The 16486-nt window shown below is 63.0% G+C and carries 19 protein-coding genes; 13 read left to right on the top strand and 6 right to left on the bottom strand.

All coding sequences use genetic code 11. From position 1 onward, the window contains the following. Positions 1 to 230 precede the first annotated feature (230 nt). Positions 231 to 485 (top strand): DUF2171 domain-containing protein, encoded by a 255-nt coding sequence (locus CGZ66_RS16980; protein WP_095085505.1) that lies wholly within the window; start codon positions 231 to 233, stop codon positions 483 to 485. A 9-nt stretch (positions 486 to 494) separates the two neighbouring features. Here the strand turns inward: CGZ66_RS16980 and CGZ66_RS16985 are convergent, their stop codons facing one another. Then, the gene (locus CGZ66_RS16985) at positions 495 to 1520 is read right to left on the bottom strand and encodes a P1 family peptidase (protein ID WP_095085513.1); all 1026 of its coding nucleotides are present in this window, start codon (positions 1518 to 1520) and stop codon (positions 495 to 497) included. Beyond that, complete coding sequence (locus CGZ66_RS16990) at positions 1520 to 2593, bottom strand: branched-chain amino acid ABC transporter substrate-binding protein (RefSeq protein WP_095085516.1); 1074 nt, start codon at positions 2591 to 2593, stop codon at positions 1520 to 1522. The genes CGZ66_RS16985 and CGZ66_RS16990 overlap by 1 nt, the downstream gene beginning before the upstream one ends. A 180-nt stretch (positions 2594 to 2773) precedes the next feature. Here CGZ66_RS16990 and CGZ66_RS16995 point away from each other — a divergent pair, with 180 nt between their 5' ends. From CGZ66_RS16995 to CGZ66_RS17030, 8 genes are all read left to right on the top strand, one after another. After that, positions 2774 to 3301, top strand: coding sequence for a flavin reductase (locus CGZ66_RS16995; RefSeq protein ID WP_095085520.1), 528 nt, complete (start codon positions 2774 to 2776; stop codon positions 3299 to 3301). Then, entirely contained in the window at positions 3298 to 4227 is a 930-nt protein-coding gene (locus CGZ66_RS17000) for an AAA family ATPase (RefSeq protein ID WP_095085532.1), read from the top strand. The genes CGZ66_RS16995 and CGZ66_RS17000 overlap by 4 nt, the downstream gene beginning before the upstream one ends. A 3-nt stretch (positions 4228 to 4230) precedes the next feature. Continuing rightward, on the top strand, positions 4231 to 5475 hold the full coding sequence (locus CGZ66_RS17005) for a vWA domain-containing protein (protein ID WP_095085534.1): 1245 nt from the start codon (positions 4231 to 4233) through the stop codon (positions 5473 to 5475). A 69-nt stretch (positions 5476 to 5544) separates the two neighbouring features. Beyond that, positions 5545 to 5940, top strand: a complete 396-nt coding sequence (locus CGZ66_RS17010; protein WP_095085539.1) for a RidA family protein — start codon at positions 5545 to 5547, stop codon at positions 5938 to 5940. 94 nt (positions 5941 to 6034) lie between these two features. Further along, positions 6035 to 6373: an XdhC family protein gene (locus tag CGZ66_RS17015; protein ID WP_095085542.1), complete on the top strand. Its 339-nt coding sequence runs from the start codon at positions 6035 to 6037 to the stop codon at positions 6371 to 6373. Positions 6374 to 6378: 5 nt separating this feature from the next. Continuing rightward, positions 6379 to 7083 (top strand): XdhC family protein, encoded by a 705-nt coding sequence (locus CGZ66_RS17020; RefSeq protein WP_095085545.1) that lies wholly within the window; start codon positions 6379 to 6381, stop codon positions 7081 to 7083. Next, a complete protein-coding gene (locus CGZ66_RS17025; protein WP_095085547.1) occupies positions 7080 to 8690 on the top strand; it encodes an NTP transferase domain-containing protein in 1611 nt (536 codons plus the stop codon). The genes CGZ66_RS17020 and CGZ66_RS17025 overlap by 4 nt, the downstream gene beginning before the upstream one ends. Positions 8691 to 8723: 33 nt before the next feature. Further along, on the top strand, positions 8724 to 9620 hold the full coding sequence (locus CGZ66_RS17030) for an alpha/beta hydrolase family protein (RefSeq protein WP_095085696.1): 897 nt from the start codon (positions 8724 to 8726) through the stop codon (positions 9618 to 9620). A 27-nt stretch (positions 9621 to 9647) separates the two neighbouring features. On the opposite strand, the gene CGZ66_RS17035 is transcribed toward CGZ66_RS17030, so the two are convergent. Then, complete coding sequence (locus tag CGZ66_RS17035; RefSeq protein WP_095085550.1) at positions 9648 to 10700, bottom strand: DUF1176 domain-containing protein; 1053 nt, start codon at positions 10698 to 10700, stop codon at positions 9648 to 9650. Positions 10701 to 10840: 140 nt separating this feature from the next. On the opposite strand from CGZ66_RS17035, the gene CGZ66_RS17040 reads away from it, so the two are divergent. Continuing rightward, a complete protein-coding gene (locus tag CGZ66_RS17040) occupies positions 10841 to 11347 on the top strand; it encodes a DUF1993 domain-containing protein (protein WP_095085553.1) in 507 nt (168 codons plus the stop codon). A 59-nt stretch (positions 11348 to 11406) separates the two neighbouring features. On the opposite strand, the gene CGZ66_RS17045 is transcribed toward CGZ66_RS17040, so the two are convergent. After that, positions 11407 to 11571, bottom strand: a complete 165-nt coding sequence (locus CGZ66_RS17045) for a hypothetical protein (RefSeq protein WP_023810361.1) — start codon at positions 11569 to 11571, stop codon at positions 11407 to 11409. Positions 11572 to 11967: 396 nt separating this feature from the next. Between CGZ66_RS17045 and CGZ66_RS17050 the strand changes: the two genes are divergently transcribed. The 3 genes from CGZ66_RS17050 to CGZ66_RS17060 all read left to right on the top strand — a co-directional run bounded on the left by CGZ66_RS17050 (position 11968) and on the right by CGZ66_RS17060 (position 14939). Next, positions 11968 to 12441: a hypothetical protein gene (locus CGZ66_RS17050; protein ID WP_095085555.1), complete on the top strand. Its 474-nt coding sequence runs from the start codon at positions 11968 to 11970 to the stop codon at positions 12439 to 12441. 119 nt (positions 12442 to 12560) lie between these two features. After that, complete coding sequence (locus tag CGZ66_RS17055) at positions 12561 to 13628, top strand: aldo/keto reductase (protein WP_095085558.1); 1068 nt, start codon at positions 12561 to 12563, stop codon at positions 13626 to 13628. A 42-nt stretch (positions 13629 to 13670) separates the two neighbouring features. Further along, positions 13671 to 14939, top strand: a complete 1269-nt coding sequence (locus CGZ66_RS17060; RefSeq protein ID WP_167392138.1) for a cysteine desulfurase-like protein — start codon at positions 13671 to 13673, stop codon at positions 14937 to 14939. Positions 14940 to 14954: 15 nt separating this feature from the next. Here CGZ66_RS17060 and CGZ66_RS17065 read toward each other — a convergent pair whose 3' ends face one another. Together CGZ66_RS17065 and CGZ66_RS17070 are read right to left on the bottom strand one after the other, a co-directional pair. Then, positions 14955 to 15983, bottom strand: coding sequence for a histone deacetylase family protein (locus CGZ66_RS17065; RefSeq protein ID WP_095085560.1), 1029 nt, complete (start codon positions 15981 to 15983; stop codon positions 14955 to 14957). Beyond that, positions 15980 to 16486 carry a GNAT family N-acetyltransferase gene (locus CGZ66_RS17070; RefSeq protein ID WP_095085563.1) on the bottom strand — a complete coding sequence of 169 codons (507 nt, stop codon included), beginning with the start codon at positions 16484 to 16486 and terminating at the stop codon, positions 15980 to 15982. Before CGZ66_RS17070 ends, CGZ66_RS17065 begins: the two co-directional genes overlap by 4 nt.

The following is a 16486-nucleotide window of genomic DNA, read 5'->3' on the forward strand; positions in this document are numbered from 1 at the left end:
CGCTCCGGCAGCCGTGATCGTTTCAATCCCCTAAAGCGCGTCGCAGTTTAACGGATTCAGGCGACGCGCTTTAGATCTTTACTTTCTATGCATGTCGTTCTCCCAAAACCGGGACCACTTTTGCGCGACATGCATTAGCACGACGGAATCAAAACGTCGTGCAGTCCGAGAGCCGATGCATCCAATCGGCCGGTCATTTGTTAATGTCGGCAATCCAAAGGAGAACCATCATGACCGACACCAGCAAAATTCGTGAGCATATGGAAGTCATCGGCGCCGATGGCGTGCATGTCGGCACCGTCGACAACGTCGACGGGAAGCGGATCAAGCTGACCAAGGCCGACAGCGGCGAGGGCGCTCACAAGGGCCATCACCACTACATTTCCCTGGCTCTGGTTGCCGAGGTCGATGGCAAGAAGGTGTGGCTGTCGGCGAATTCCGATGTCGCGGTGACCTTCGAGGAAGAAAAGTCCGATCCCGTCTGATCGGCTGCTTCACCCCGAGCGCGACGACCAGACCGGAAACAGGTCGTCATCGGCAGGCGTCGACGCAAACACACCGCGGCTGATGGCGCGCGCCATCGTGGCGCCGGCCGCGGCATAGAGGTCGATCGCCGCATCGGCCGCAAGCTCGACACCACTGGTACCCGTCGCCAGCGCAAACACCAGGTCGCCGTCGGCCGGGGTGTGCGTCGGCCAGATGGCGCGCACGAACCCGTCATGCGCTGCTATCGCCAGTCGTTTTGCGGCGGCCTTGGTGAGAACCGCGTCCGTGGCAATAACGGCGATGGTGGTGTTGCCACCGGTCTCCATCTGTCCGTCGACATGCTTGTCGCGGTATTTCAACAGGATCCGTTTCGCGTCGTCCGGCATCGGCGATGGGTAGCCAAGTCCGCCAAATTCGTCGCCGATTTCGAAGGGTGCCGCCCAGAAATGGCGGGTTCGGCCGACGGTCACCGAGCCGGTCGGGTTGACGGCGGCCAGCGCACCGACGGTGATGCCATTGTCGAGCAGCGTCGAGGCCGAGCCGAGGCCGCCCTTCAAACCGGAGGTGAGTGCACCGGTGCCGGCGCCGATCGTGCCGAGCTGGAAATCGGCTGAGGCGGCTTGCGCTGCCTCATAGCCGAGGTCGCGGTAGGGTGGATAACGGCCCCAGTCCTTGTCGCCGCCATTGCGCAGGTCGAACAGGATCGCCGCCGGCACGATCGGCACGCGAAAGCCACCGACTTCGAACCCGATGCCGCGCTCGCGCAGGGCCGCCTGCACGCCGGATGCCGCATCGAGACCGAAAGCCGAACCGCCTGAAAGCACCACCGCGTGGACCGCCTCGACCGAATTGTGCGGTTCGAGCAGATCGGTCTCGCGGGTGCCCGGCGCACCGCCCAGGATCTGCACGCCGGCCACCGCCGGCTCGTTGCAAAGGATGGTCGTGACGCCGGACTTCAGCCTGGCGTCGGAAGCGTTGCCGACCCGCAGCCCGGCGACATCGGTGATCAGATTGCGCGGGCCGGTGCGAAACATCAGTTGCTTTCCAAAGGCGCAAAACGTGTGCCGTCGAAGCGGAAGACGCGGTACGGGCTCTGGCTGAGGTCGCCTTTCGCGTCGAAGCGGACCGTGCCTATCGCGGTGGTGAAATCATGCCCGGTCAGCGCGTCGGCCAGCGGCTTGCCTGAAGTTTCGGCCAGGCCTGATGCTGCCTTGGCGATCTCGACCGCCGCGTAGGCCGGCAGTGTGTAGCCGTCCGGCACGATCCTCCGTGCGGAGAAGCTTTCCAGCACTTTTGGATCGGCGACATCGGCCCATTCAGGCGGTGCGATCATCAGCGTGCCCGTCGCATAGGGCACATCGCCGGGCGGCGTGCGCAGATTTTCGCCCCCGGCGAACACGATACCGGCGGAAAGTTGCGCCGCGTCACGGCCCATGATGGCGACATCGTCGCCGTCGCCGCCCGCAAAGACATGCGTCGCGCCGGCCTTCTTCAGCCGGCCGACCAGGCCGATCTGGTTGTCGAGCTGCGGCCGGAACGTATCGACGAAAACCGGCTTCAGCGCCGCCTGTTCGGCCGCCGCCCGAAACGTCTCGGCCATTTCGCGGCCATAGATGGTGCCGTCATCGATGATGGCGAACAGTTCGTCCTGCCACAGGCGGGTGAGGCTGGCGGCGACCGCATTGCGCTCGTCGTCGCCGCGTGGCCCGAGACGATAGACTGGCCAGCCGGTCTTGGCGCGCCGGTCGGTCAGGCTTTCGGTTCGCACGCCAACGGTGATGACCGGAATGTTGGCGTCTTTCAGGATCGGCATCGCCGCCTCGATCGCGTCGGTGCAGAGAAAGCCGACCACCACAGTGACCTTGGCCGCCACGAATTCCCTGGCTGCGGCGGCTCCGCCATCGGCGGTACAGGCGTCATCGATGGTTTTGAGTTCGACGCCGTTCGCTTCGGCCGCGATACCGGTGCCGGCGTCGATCTGTTTGCCGAGGATGGCAGATGGTCCGGACAAGGGTGCAGCCACGCCGACCAGCAGCGTCTGGGCGCTGGCGACGCCGGCCATGAACAGCCAGGCCAGTGCGGCAGATATCGTTACCCCGGGGCGCATTCTGGTGATGAATTCCTCCCAACTGGCGACATCTCGCAGCCGCCAATTCCCGCCAAGACCTAAAGGCTGGCCGGCCTTGGTGCAACACGCGAATTTCACGATATGGGCCAAGCACTTCGCTTGTGGCATGTCGTATGTCGCCATATATAGCGGTAGGTTTCTGGCTGTGGACAATTTCCGGTGCTGAAGAAGAATGACATTGGGCCGCAGGCCTATCGCGATGCGATGAGCCATTTTGCCGGCCACGTCCATGTGGTCACCACCGATGGGCCGGCGGGCAAGCGCGGCGCGACGGTGATCGCGGCCTGTTCGGTGTCGGACACGCCACCGACGATTCTCGTCTGCCTCAACCGCGAAAACCCCAAGAATGAGCCGTTCGTGAAAAACGGCAGATTTGCCCTGAACACGCTGGCTTCGCATCAGGAGCCGCTCTCGATCGGCTTTTCCGGCATCACCGGCCTGCCGGTCGAGGAACGCTTCGCGCTGGGCGAATGGGACGTGATTTCGACCGGCGCGCCGACGCTGAAGGGCGCGCTCGCGGTGTTCGACTGCGAGCTGATCGACAGCAAGGACCTGGCCACGCATCGTGTGCTTTTTGGCAAGGTGACAGGCCTGCGCATGGGCGATAATTTGCGGCCGCTGATCTATCACGCCCGCGGCTACCATGTTCTGGACAGCGGGGCGGCGGCGTTCACGGAGAAAGAATGAACGAGTTGAAACCGCGTGCCGCGCCGCGGACGATCGACGAGACGCTCGATCTCCTGACCGGTGCGGACTATGTGGCGGACCGGTCATTGGCAACCGTGCTGTTCCTGTCGCTGCGCATGAAACGGCCGCTGTTCCTCGAGGGCGAGGCCGGTGTCGGCAAGACCGAGATCGCCAAGGTGCTGGCGCAAGCACTTGGCCGCCGGTTGATCCGCTTGCAGTGCTATGAAGGCCTTGACGTCTCGTCTGCCGTCTACGAGTGGAACTACGCTGCGCAGATGATCGAGATCCGCATGGAGGAGGCGGCCGGCAAGGTCGACCGCTCCGACATGGAGCGCAACGTTTTCTCCGAAAAATACCTGATCCGTCGCCCGGTGCTCGATGCGCTGACCGGCAAGACGGGTGCCGCGCCGGTCTTCCTGATCGATGAACTCGATCGCACCGACGAGGCCTTCGAGGCGTTCCTGCTCGAAATCCTGTCCGATTTCCAGGTGACAGTGCCTGAACTCGGCACGATCAAGGCGGAAGAACCGCCGATCGTCATCATCACCACCAACCGCACCCGCGAGATCCACGACGCGCTGAAGCGGCGCTGTCTCTATCACTGGGTCGACTATCCCAATGCCGAGCGCGAACTGGAGATCGTGCGCCGAAAGGTGCCGCAGGCCAACCAGCGGCTTTCGGCCGAGGTGGTCTCCTTCATCCAGAAGCTGCGCCAGATCGAGCTGTTCAAGGTGCCGGGCGTCGCCGAAACCATCGACTGGGCCGGCGCGCTGACGGAGCTCGACAAGGTGGCGCTTGATCCGGAAACCGTATCGGACACCATCGGCGTGCTGTTGAAATACCAGGACGACATTGCCCGTATCGAACAGGGCGAAGGCCGGCGCATCCTCAACGAGGTGAAGGCTGAGCTTTCGGCGGCGGAGTAGGCGATGCCGCGCCCCGAGCCGAAAGAGGCGACAGTGGACGGTCGGATTGCCGACAATATCGTCTATTTCGCCCGCACTTTGCGTAAGGCCGGCATGCGGGTCGGACCGGCGTCGGTCAAGGATGCCATCGAGGCGGTGCTCGTCGCCGGCATCGGTTCGCGCGATGATTTCTACTGGACGCTGCATGCCGTGCTTGTGTCCCGTCACGAGGACCACGCCATCTTCGACGAAGCTTTCCGGCTGTTCTGGAAGTCGCGCGAACTGATCGAGAAGATGCTGGCGATGTTCTCGCCGGTGGCGCCCGACACCAGGGAAAAACAGAAGCCGCGCGCCGCCGAAAACCGCGTCAGCCAGGCGATGTTCGAGGGCCATCAGAAGAACCAGCCGACGCAGGAAATCCCCGAAATCGAGGTCGACGCCCGCTTTACTTTTTCCGGCAACGAGGTGCTGCGCGGCAAGGACTTTGCCCAGATGAACGCAGCCGAGATGGCGGATGCCAAGAAGGCGATCGCCCAGTTGCGGTTGCCTTTCGACATGGTGCGGACCCGGCGCTTCAAGGCCGATGCGCATGGCCGCCGCATCGATCCGCGCGCCATGATGCGTTCGGCCGCCCGCACCGGCGGCGAACTGATCCTGCCGAAATTCCGCTCACAGCGCGAGGTTCACCCGCCGCTGGTGGTGCTGGCCGACATTTCCGGCTCGATGAGCCAGTACACGCGCATCTTCCTGCACTTCCTGCATGCGCTGACCGAAAAGCGCCGCCGTGTCCACACTTTCGTTTTCGGCACCCGGCTGACCAATCTGACCCGGCAGATGCGCCACCGCGATCCGGATGCCGCACTGGCCGACTGCTCGGCGGCGGTCAAGGACTGGTCGGGCGGCACGCGCATTGGCGATACGCTGGCCGAGTTCAACCGGCTGTGGTCGCGCCGCGTTCTGGGGCAGGGGGCGGTGGTGCTTTTGATCACCGACGGGCTGGAGCGCGACGATGTCGTCGGCCTCTCGGAGGAGATGGAGCGCCTGCACAAATCCTGCCGGCGGTTGATCTGGCTTAACCCGTTGCTGCGCTTCGACGGTTTCCAGGCGCGCGCCCGCGGCGTCAAGGCGATGCTGCCGCATGTCGACGAGTTCCGCTCGGTGCACAATCTCGATGCACTCGCCGATCTCTGTGCCTCGCTGGACAAGAAATCTGTGCAGTCCGTTGACCCGCGCCGATGGCTGGACGCTGGTGTCAGGCGCGCCGCATAGCCATATGTCTATCCATCGGAAAACAGACTCCCAGAAAAAACTGAAATCACCGCACAGGAGGCCCGATCGATGACGCTCCAAAGCATCAACCCCAAGGATCTGCCAATTCCGCAGACGTACAGCCAGGTCGTCGTTGCGACAGGGAGCAAGTTGGTGTTCATCTCGGGCCAGGAGCCCGAAGACCTACATGGTAAGCTTGTTGGCCGTGGTGATCTTGCGACTCAGGCGCGCCAGGTGTTTGCCAATCTCGGCCGAGCACTTGCCGCCGCCGGTGCGGCGTCTAGGCAGGTCACCAGGATCACGATCTATGTCGTCAACTACAATCGCGATGAATGCCTGCCGATCATCGAAAAGGCGCGGATAGGGTTGTTCGGAGATCACAAACCAGCTGACGTGGTGCTTGGCGTGGCGAGCCTGTCCCCCGACTACCTCATCGAAGTTGACGCATTCGCGGTGATTGATTGACCATGCGTTTGCCACGCGCCAAGTGGATCACGACGAACCCGCTTGCGCGAACTGGCGGTGCCCAGATCATAAACAGACTCCAAGAGAAGCGATCATGGAAAACAGCATCTATCTCGACGAGGCCCGCGATCCGCTGATCATCGCGGAAGGCTGGATGAAGGACGGCAAGGATGTCGCCATCGCCACGGTGGTCGAGACCTGGGGATCGGCGCCTCGCCCCGTGGGCAGCCATCTGGTCATCGACGCCGACGGCAATTTCCACGGCTCCGTCTCTGGCGGCTGCGTCGAAGGCGCGGTGGTTACCGAAGCGATCGATGTGATCGACACAGGCAAGGCCAGGATGCTCGAGTTCGGTGTTGCCGACGAAACCGCCTGGCAGGTCGGCCTGTCCTGCGGCGGCCGCATCAAAGTCTATGTTGAAAGATTGGGCTGACCTTTATGGACCCGTATGCGCTCAAGATGTTGAACGCCGAACGCCGCGCCCGCCGCGCGGCGATCCTCGTCACCGATCTCGGTGACGGCCGCGACCGTATCGTGCGCGAAGGCGACCAGGTTGCAGGCGATCTCGGCGTTGCTGTCGCCAGGGCGTTTCGATCAGGCAATTCCGGTTCGGTCGAGGCCGAAGGACGGACCTTCTTTCTCAACGCGCATCTGCCGCAGCCGCGGCTGGTTGTCGTCGGCGCTGTGCACATCAGCCAGGCACTGGCTCCGATGGCCAGGATCGCAGGCTATCGCCTGGAGATCATCGATCCCCGCACCGCCTTTGCCACATCAGACCGCTTTCCCGACGTCACCCTGCACGCCGAATGGCCGGAGGACGTGCTGAAGCGCGAGCCGCTCGACAGCTACACGGCGCTTGCCGCTGTCACCCATGATCCGAAGATCGACGATTTTGCGCTGAAGGCAGCGCTCGACGCCAACTGCTTCTATGTCGGCGCGCTTGGCAGCCGCAAAACCCACGCCAAGCGTGTCGAACGCTTGCTGGCGCTTGGCGCGAGCGCCGACGAGATCGCCCGCATTCACGCGCCGATCGGGCTCGACATCGGTGCCGCCAGCCCAGCCGAGATCGCGGTCGCGGTGCTGGCGCAGGTCGTCCATGCCTTCCGCTCGCGCGGTCTGGAAGTGAAAGGCGCGGCAGCGTGAAATTCGGCCCGATTCCGATCGAAGCGGCCGAAGGTGCGGTGCTGGCGCATGCCACCACGGCCGGCGAATGGCGCTTTCGCAAGGCGCACAGGCTGAACGCCGAAGACGTGGCCTTGCTGCGCGGCGCCGGCATTTCTCAGGTTGTTGCGGCCGTGCTGGCCGCCGACGATCTCAGTGAGGACGCCGCCGCGCAGGAAATAGCCGAGAGCATGGCCTTTCGCGGCATCGACGCCCGGCCGGCCGCGACCGGGCGGGTCAATCTCCACGCCGGGTCAGCCGGAATCTTCACCGTCAACGCCGCTGTCATCGACGCCATCAACGCCGTCGATCCCGCCATCACCATCGCCACGTTGGCGCAGCATGCGCCGGTCGAGAAAGGCCAGATGGTCGCGACGGTGAAGATCATTCCCTTCGCGGTCAGCTCTGCCCTGGTCGATGCGGTCACGAAAATCTGCGCCGGCGGGGAAATCTTTGCCGTCAACGCCTATCAGCCCGTCCGTGTCGGCGTCATCCAGACCGTCCTGCCGGGCATCAAGCCGAGCGTGCTCGACAAGACGCTGCGCGTCACCGAAGCGCGGCTGGCGCGCACCGGCGGCAGGCTGACGGCGGAGCGTCGCACCCCGCACGAGATCGCTCCGGTGGCGGAGGCCGCGGCCTTACTGGCGCGCGACAACGACATGGTGGTGATCTTCGGCGCCTCGGCGATGAGCGATTTCGCCGATGTCATTCCGGCGGCGATCGAGAGGGCGGGTGGTACTGTTATCCGCGCGGGCATGCCGGTCGACCCCGGCAATCTGCTGGTGCTCGGCACGCTCGGCGGCAAGCGTGTCATCGGTGCACCCGGCTGCGCCCGCAGCCCCAAGGAAAATGGCTTCGACTGGGTGCTGGACCGGTTGATCGCTGGCCTTGACGTGACCGCCAAGGACATCGCCGGCATGGGAGTCGGCGGGCTGTTGATGGAAATCCCGACCCGGCCGCAGCCGCGTGAACCGCTGCCGCCCAAAAACAAGCTCAAGGTCGGCATCGTGCTTCTGGCGGCGGGCCGGTCGAGCCGCATGGGCGGGCCGAACAAGCTCTTGGCCCTGTTCGACGGCAAGCCGCTGGTGCGCCGCACCGCCGAACGCGCGCTCGGCTCGAAGGCTTCGGGCACGATTGTCGTCACCGGCCACCAGCGCGAGCGGGTGCAGGCGGCGTTGGCGGGGCTGGATGTGGCTTTCGCCGACAATCCCGATTTCGCCGACGGCCTGTCCACCTCGCTAAAGGCCGGCATTGCCTATCTGCCCGAAGACTCCGCCGGCGTGATGATCGTTCTCGGCGACATGCCGGGTGTCTCGTCTGATGACCTCGACAGGTTGATCGATGCATTCCGCAAGGCCGGCGGCAATTCGGTGGTGCGCGCCTCGCATGACGGCAAACGCGGCAACCCGGCGCTTTTGCCGCGCTCGCTGTTTCCGGCGATCGCCCATCTGGAAGGCGACACCGGTGCACGCCATCTGGTCGAGGCCGAAGGGCTCGATGTCATCGATGTCGAGATCGGCGCAGGGGCGTCCGTCGATGTCGACACCCGCGAAGCGCTGGAAGGCGCCGGCGGTGTATTGCAGGATTGACAAACCGAAGCTGAAAAACGCATGCCTGCTGGCATGTCTTTCCGCTTCCGATTTTTCTGTGTCTTTGTAACCGCGACGGCCCTGTTGTCGGCGACCGCGCAAAGTCAGACGCTGTCGCTAAAACCCTTCAAGGACGATCTCTTCGCCTATCCGGCCGTGCTGTCGTCCGACACCAGCGGCGCCTACACCGTCCTCGACTACCACGAGCTACGCGACATCAACCAGCGTGACGAGGTGCCGGAGCGCAGGGTGCGCGCTCAATACACCGACACCAGCGTGCGCAAGGTGCAGCAGGATCTGCTGCTGAAAACCGATGCCGGCGATGTCAGGCACGTTGCCGTCGGCAAGACCGAGGGCGCCGGCATCATCGTGCTTTACCTGCACGGGCAGGGCGGCAGCCGCAAGCAAGGCGTCGACGACTTCACCTTCGGCGGCAATTTCAACCGGCTCAAGAACCTGATGGCCGGCAATGGCGGCCTCTATCTCAGCCCCGACTTTCCCGATTTCGGCGACAAGGGCGCGGCCCAGGTGGCGGCGCTGATCGATCATTATGCCGAACAATCTCCCAGCGCGAAGATTTTCATCGCCTGTGGCTCGATGGGCGGGTCCCTGTGCTGGAAGCTTGCTGCACGCAACGACACGGGCCGGCGCATCAACGGCCTGCTGCTGCTCGGCTCGCTATGGGACGAGAGTTTTTTCTCAAGCCCGGCCTTCAGGCGTCACGTCCCGGTCTTCTTCGGACAGGGCAGCCATGACGTGGTTTTCCCGGTGGAAAAGCAGGAAGCCTTCTTCCGTGCCATCATCGCCAAATCGAAAGCCTATCCCTATCCGACCCGCTTCGTCCGTTTCGAGACAGGCACCCACGGCACGCCGATCCGCATGACCGATTGGCGCGGCACCCTCAACTGGATGCTGTCGAAAGCACCTTGATCGACGCTGCGGGAAGCCGGCTAACCCTCAGGGCGCGGTGTTGTAGTCGACAACCGTCTGCGGATTTTCCTCGCCGTCATAGGACGCGTCGACGTCGAACTGTACCAGCGAGAAATTGCCATTGCGGAACAGATAGGTCCCCGAGTCGGATGCATCACCGACGCCGCGCCACTTGTTGAAGGTGGTGATCGTGTGGGCTTCCTCGTCATAATCGGAATTGACCGCCCAGCCGGTCGTCTGGAAGCCGACGATGCTCATGCCCAGCAATTTGCCGTCGCTGTCATTGTTCTCGTAGCGGATATCCATCTTGGGTTCGGCGAACTGCAATTGCTGCACGGCCGATAGCTCGTCGGTCATGTAGTAGACCGAGCTTTCATTGTAGGCGGCGGCGGAGCAGGAAAAATGGAACAGCCGTGTTTCCTTGTCGGGGTCGCCGGGCGCTGCATCCTTGTCCTTGTATTTGATCGAAAAAACGGTCGGCTCATCGGCCAGGAACTGCTTGTCGCACTGGTCGCCATAAGTCGCCAGGAAGGCCTTCTTGGCCTGCTCCAGTGCCGTGTCCTTCTTCGGAGGTGGCGGGCCGTCGCCGCAGCTTGGCGGCAGCGCCTCCTCGAAATCGGCGGTGGAGGGTTTCAGTGCACCTTTTTCGATGTGGATCGGATCGAAGGGCGGCGCGGCCTGGACCTGGGCATTGACCTGGCGAAGCGTATAGCAGCCGGCAAAGACCTTTTCGCCGCCGGTCTTGTCGGTGGCGCGAATGGCGACAGGGACATTGTAGAAAATGCTGCCGGCAGCGCCCTCGTCTGAAATTGCACCGGTCTCGACCTCGACCTTGTCGGTGCCGTCATAGCCCTTGACGAAACTGTCGAAGTCCTTTGCTGGCTTTGTATCTCCGAAATAACCCCAGGCGCGAGCGAATTCATGCCGGTTGATCGCGCTGTAAAGTGAGCGGACGACGGCGTCGGCGCTTGATCGATCGTCGACATACGGCGCTTCGGGTGTATCGTCGGCGGCCAGTACTGTTTGGCCTGCTGTAGCAAGGGAGAGAAAGGCAGTCGCTGCGAAAAGGGCGCGTCTCATCGGGAATCTCCGCTCGATGGGGAGATTCTACTATGGCGATTGCGGCAACGTGGTGACGTGGCGCTGGTGGTGCTTGAAGAATCGTGCCTGAAGGCGCTACGTCCATCCGCCGGCGTTCCGGCCGGACAAGGAGATTTGACGTGACGATATCGATGTATGAGGTATCCGTGCCTGTGTTTACGGAGAGGCTGAAAGCCCTTTCCACCATACTGGCGGCAGCCGAACAGAATGCGCTTGAGCGCAAGATCGACCCGCAGGTGTTCCTGACCTCCAGGCTGGCGCCCGACATGTTTGCGCTCACCAGGCAGGTGCAGATCGCCACCGACCATGCCAAGGGTGCGCCGTCGCGGCTCGCCGGTCGGCAAGTGCCGAGTTACGAGGACAACGAGGCGAGTTTTGCCGATATCCAGGCGCGCATCACCAAGACCCTGGACCTGCTGGCGACATTTTCAGCCGCCGAGTTCGACGGGTCGGATGACAAGGTGATCGAATTGAAGCTTGGCGGGCGCGAACGCTCGATGCCCGGCCTGCAGTATCTCCTGCATGTGGCCATGCCCAACTTCTATTTCCACCTCACCACCGCCTACGACATCCTTCGCCACAATGGCGTGCCATTGGGCAAGGCGACGTTCCTCGGCGCGCGCTGAGGACTTGAGGTTTTTGAGATGTCCTGGACGGATCCGGGACATCTCGCAAGCGTATGTGTTTAGCGAATGGACATTTCGCGGGCGATGCGCGGAAAGTCGGCGGGCTTGATGCCGATGTCGGCGCGGTCGGCATTGCTCATCGAATGAAGCAGTGCGAGTGCCGAGCGGTATCTCAGATGTTCCTGCGGCCGCGGCCGGGCGAACATTTCAGTGAAGAAACCCATGGTTCAGGCTCCTGGTTGATTCCTCCACGGCTGCTAATATAGGTGAATCGTGACGATTGTGCAGTGCAGCATTTGCATGCCTGCCATGTCCTGATGATTTTTCCGAGCATAGTTTTGCGAGCGGGTGAAACTTTTTCCCGATGCGCACCGTAGGCTGAACGCCGGCACATGGCCGGCTTTTCCTCGCCACTCCTGGCGAATTCCGGACTGCATGAAAGTGCAGTCCGGCTTTTGTTTTGGGACGGCAGATACCGCAGCTTTGGTCCCGGCAACGGCTAAATTCGTTAACATCGGTGGCATGCATTTTTAACGGGCCGGTTCTATGGTCTGAAGCTTGGATAGTCGAGCAAGGGGGAGGCTGACATCGCTACTGGCGCCAAGCGGGATTTCGCTTCGTTGCTCGACGACCTCTTCGTCGCTTCGGACAAGCTCGACGGGATCGAGGGCGAAGAGTCCGGCGCTCGTCCTTCCATCCCGTTCGACTATCTCTCGGTGGCCGATGAACTCCATTCCGGCCGCATCAAGGTTTCGGGCAGCAGCTTTTCCACTGAATATCGCGAGGCCGGCGCCGATCTGGCGACCGAATTCGCCGCCTTGCTCGAGCATGCCAGACTGGCACTCGCCGGCGAAGAGCTGAAGCCCGAGGAAAGCCTGCCGCCGATCGATCCGGAATCCATTGCCGTCGAACTTGGCCTCAATCAGCCCAAGCAGGTCGCCGATTTTGGCCGCATGCGCCGCAGCTTCGCCTTTGCCAACCATCCGGACCGTGTCGCTCCGCACCTGCGCCAGCGCGCCATGATCCGCATGCAGGTGGCCAATATGCTGATCGACGAGGCAAAGCGCCGCGCGCTGGCTGGCGCTCGCCGCTAGGCGCCACTGGTTCACCCAAAAGTCGGGCTGGCGAGGCTTGGAGAGCGCCTCTGCTTTCCCTATAGATGCGGCTTCCTTCCCACGCCGCCACGCAAGCTTTCCCTCCGGAGCAGAATTCCATGCACAAACGCCGTCTCGGTCGGACCGATCTTCTTGTTAGCCAGATCTGCCTGGGCTCCATGACCTGGGGCCAGCAGAACACCGAGGCAGATGGCCACGCCCAGATGGATCTGGCCTTCTCGCGCGGCGTCAATTTCATCGACACCGCCGAGCTCTACCCGATCCCGCCCAAGGCGGAGACGCAAGGGCGAACCGAGAAGATCATCGGCAGCTGGATGAAGGCCAACGGCAACCGCGACAAGGTGATCCTGGCCTCGAAAGTCGTCGGCCGCACCGCCAACGGCTGGTTCCGCGGCGACAGGCCGTCGCAACTCGTGCGTGCCGATATCTTTGACGCCATCGACAAATCGCTGGCCAAGCTCGGCACCGACTATCTCGACCTCTACCAGATCCACTGGCCGGAACGGGACATCCCCTGGGGCGCCAACCCGACGCGCGTCGGCGCTGTACCGCGCCGCGCCGATTCTGTGGGCGCACCAACCGACGAAACGCCGATCGCCGAGACGCTTGCCGTGTTCGACGAACTGGTGAAGGTCGGCAAGATCCGCCATTTCGGCCTATCGAACGAAAGTTCCTGGGGCGTGATGCGGTTCCTGGCGGAGGCCGACAAAGGCATCGGTCCCCGCGTCGCGTCGATCCAGAACGCCTACAATCTCGTCAACCGCACCTTCGAAGTGAACCTCGCCGAGGTCTGCGAGCGCGAACAGGTGTCGCTGCTTCCCTACTCGCCGCTGGCGCAGGGCTATCTGACCGGCAAATACGACCATGGCGCACGCCCTCAGGGGTCGCGCACGCAGCTCTTCAACCGCGGCCAGCGCTACGAGACACCCAACGCGGCCGAGGCACAGCTCGAATACAATGAGCTGGCGCGCTCCTTTGGCCTCGAACCGGCGCTGTTTGCCAATGCCTATGTCTCGAGCCGGCCCTTCGTCACCTCGAACATCGTCGGCGCGACCACCCTTGCGCAGCTCGACATGGCGTTGTCTTCGATCGACGTCGTCTGGACCGAAGAGATGCAGAAGGCGGTGGACGCGATCCATCAGCGCGTCGGCAATCCGTGTCCTTGATGGGGGACAGAATTATCCAGGAATAACAGAGGGGTGGAGACAATGATGGATTTTCCGATCGAGGCAGTGCGTGGAAGGTTTCCGGCGCTCTCCCTGACCGACAAGGGGCGGCGGCGCATCTATCTCGACAATCCTGCCGGCACGCAGGTGCCACAGGCAGTCGCGGACGCCGTGTCGCGCTGCCTTCTGACCACCAACGCCAACCTTGGCGGCTATTTCGAAACGACTGTCGCAGCGCAGGCCGTCGTCGACGAGGCGCATCAGGCGATGGCCGATTTCCTCGGTGCGGAAACCCCTGAGGAAATCATCATCGGCGCCAACATGACGACGCTGACCTATCACATGTCGCGCACGCTCGGCCGCACGATGAAGCCCGGCGACGAGATCATCCTCACCCGCATGGACCACGAGGGCAATGTCTCGCCCTGGCTGCAACTGGCAGAGGACCTTGGCCTGGTGGTGCACTGGCTGCCGTTCGACGAAAAGAGCTGGCAGGTCGAAGAGGCGACGCTGGCGGGTCTGCTTTCGGAGAAGACCCGGCTGGTCGCGCTGAACTACGCCAGCAATCTGACCGGCTCGATCAACCGGGTGAAGGCGTTGACCGCCATCGCCAGCAATGCCGGCGCCCTGGTCTATGTCGACGCCGTGCAGTTTGCGACGCATGGCCTGATCGACGTCAAAGATCTCGGCTGCGATTTCCTGATCTGCTCGGCCTACAAATTCTTCGGTCCGCACATGGGCATATTGTGGGGGCGGCGCGATGTCATCGATGGTCTGAAACCCTACAAATGCCGCTGTTCGTCGAATGGCCTGCCGGAGCGGTTCGAACTCGGCACGCCGCAGATCGAGCTGATGGCGGGCCTCACGGCCGCGGTCGATTATTTCTCAGGATTGGGTGCGGCAGCGGGCGAGGGTGGGTCGCGAAGGCGCAAGATCGCCAAGGCGTTCGAGGTGTCGATCGCCTACGAAAACCCGCTGGCGCAAAGGCTGATCGACGGCCTGTCGGACATTTCAGGCCTGACCATTCACGGCATCACCGATCCGAAGCGGCTCGCCGAACGTGTGCCGACAGTGTCCTTCACCGTCGACGGCATTGTGCCGGAGACGATCGTTCGGCAGATGAACGCCGAAAACATCTTCCTGTGGTCCGGCCACAACTACGCTTGGGAGATCGTCCACCAGCTCGGCATTCCGGCCGAACATGGGGTCGTGCGCATCGGCATCGCGCATTACAACACGGCGGCCGAAATAGACGAGACGCTGGAGAGCGTGCACCGGGTCATCGCCATGCTCAGGCAGCAGCGAACCTGACGCCAGCTTGACCAATCACGCCTTCTTGCCACCGAAACCGGTGAGGAAGGCCGTCAAATTGTCGCCGAGTTCGTCGCAGAGATAGCCGCCTTCCTGGACGATGACGGTCGGCAGGCCGAGCTTGGCGATGGCCTCGCCAATGCGTGAGAAGCCCGGTGTCGTCACCGAAAGCCCGCCGAACGGATCGCCCTCGAACGCGTCGAGGCCGAGCGCCACGACCAGCGCGTCTGGCGAAAAGGCGCGGATACGCTGGAACGCCACCGCAAGCGCTTCGAGAAACGCCGCATCGGCGGATTTGCGTGGCAGCGGCAGGTTGAAATTGTAGCCAAGGCCCGGGCCTTCGCCGCGCTCGTCGGCATGGCCCCAGAAGAATGGATAGAAGCGCACCGGATCGGCGTGCAGCGAGACGGTGAGCACATCCGGCCGCGCATAGAAGATGCCTTGCGTTCCATTGCCGTGATGCAGGTCGACATCGAGGATCGCCACCCGCGCAGCCTGCTTGCGCAAGGTCTGTGCGGCGACCGCCGAATTGTTGATGAAGCAGAAGCCGCCGGCGACATCGGCAAAGGCATGGTGGCCGGGCGGGCGGCACAGCGCATAGGCGGCCGGCGCGCCTGATGCCACGGCTTCAGCGGCTTCGACCGCGCTCCATGCACTCCAAAGCGCGCTCTGCCATGTCTCGCCCGAGATCGGGCAAGCAGTGTCGGCCATATGATAGCCGGCCTGGCCGACCGCCGAGGCGGGATAGCTGCCTGACCGCGCGATCGGGTGGATGTTGGGGATCACCTCGGCCGACGCGCCCTCGATGCGCTGCCAGCGCTCGAAAATGTGCTCGAGGAAGTCGAGATATTCCGGCGTGTGCACCGCCGAGACCGGGTCAAGCCCGTGATTGCGCGGCCGCTCGATCGTGCAGCCGGCAGATAATGCGCCGGCCAACAGTCGTTCGACCCGTTCGGGCTGTTCCGGATTGGGCTTCGCGGCACCGCTCGAAAGAAAGGCCTTGGGGTCATGGCGCTTCTGTTCCTCGGCATAGAAGGCTTTCATTCCTGCTCCCCATTCTGCGGCGCGTCGGCAAAGGCAAAAAAGGCATCACCGATGATCTTCTGCGTCTGCTCGTAGCTCGACCAGGCGATGCCCAGCCTTTCATAAAACGCCTTGGCGACCTCATTGTCGGTGTCGACCGATAGCCGCAGATAGACGCCGCCTTCCTTCCGGCACTGCGCCGCGACATGCCGCAGCAGGCGCTCGCCGATCTTGCGACCACGGAACCGGTCCTCGACATAGAGATCCTGCACATAGACGCCAGGCCGCCCCATCCAGGTCGAGAAGATCGGGAAATGCAGGCACAGGCCGGCGAATTCGCCACCCACTTCGGCAATCAAGGTGGAAAAAGCAGGCTTTTCGCCAAAGCCGTAGGTTCTGAGATCGTCTGCCGTCGAGATGATCTCCTCCGGCGCGCCAATGTGCGTGCCGAGTTTCAGGATCGCCGCATGGATGGTGTCGACGTCGTCGATCCGGCCGGGCCGGATAACGGTGTCGGTGGTCAT

The sequence above is a fragment of the Mesorhizobium sophorae genome (assembly GCF_002270415.1).
In the GTDB taxonomy this organism is placed as follows: domain Bacteria; phylum Pseudomonadota; class Alphaproteobacteria; order Rhizobiales; family Rhizobiaceae; genus Mesorhizobium; species Mesorhizobium sophorae.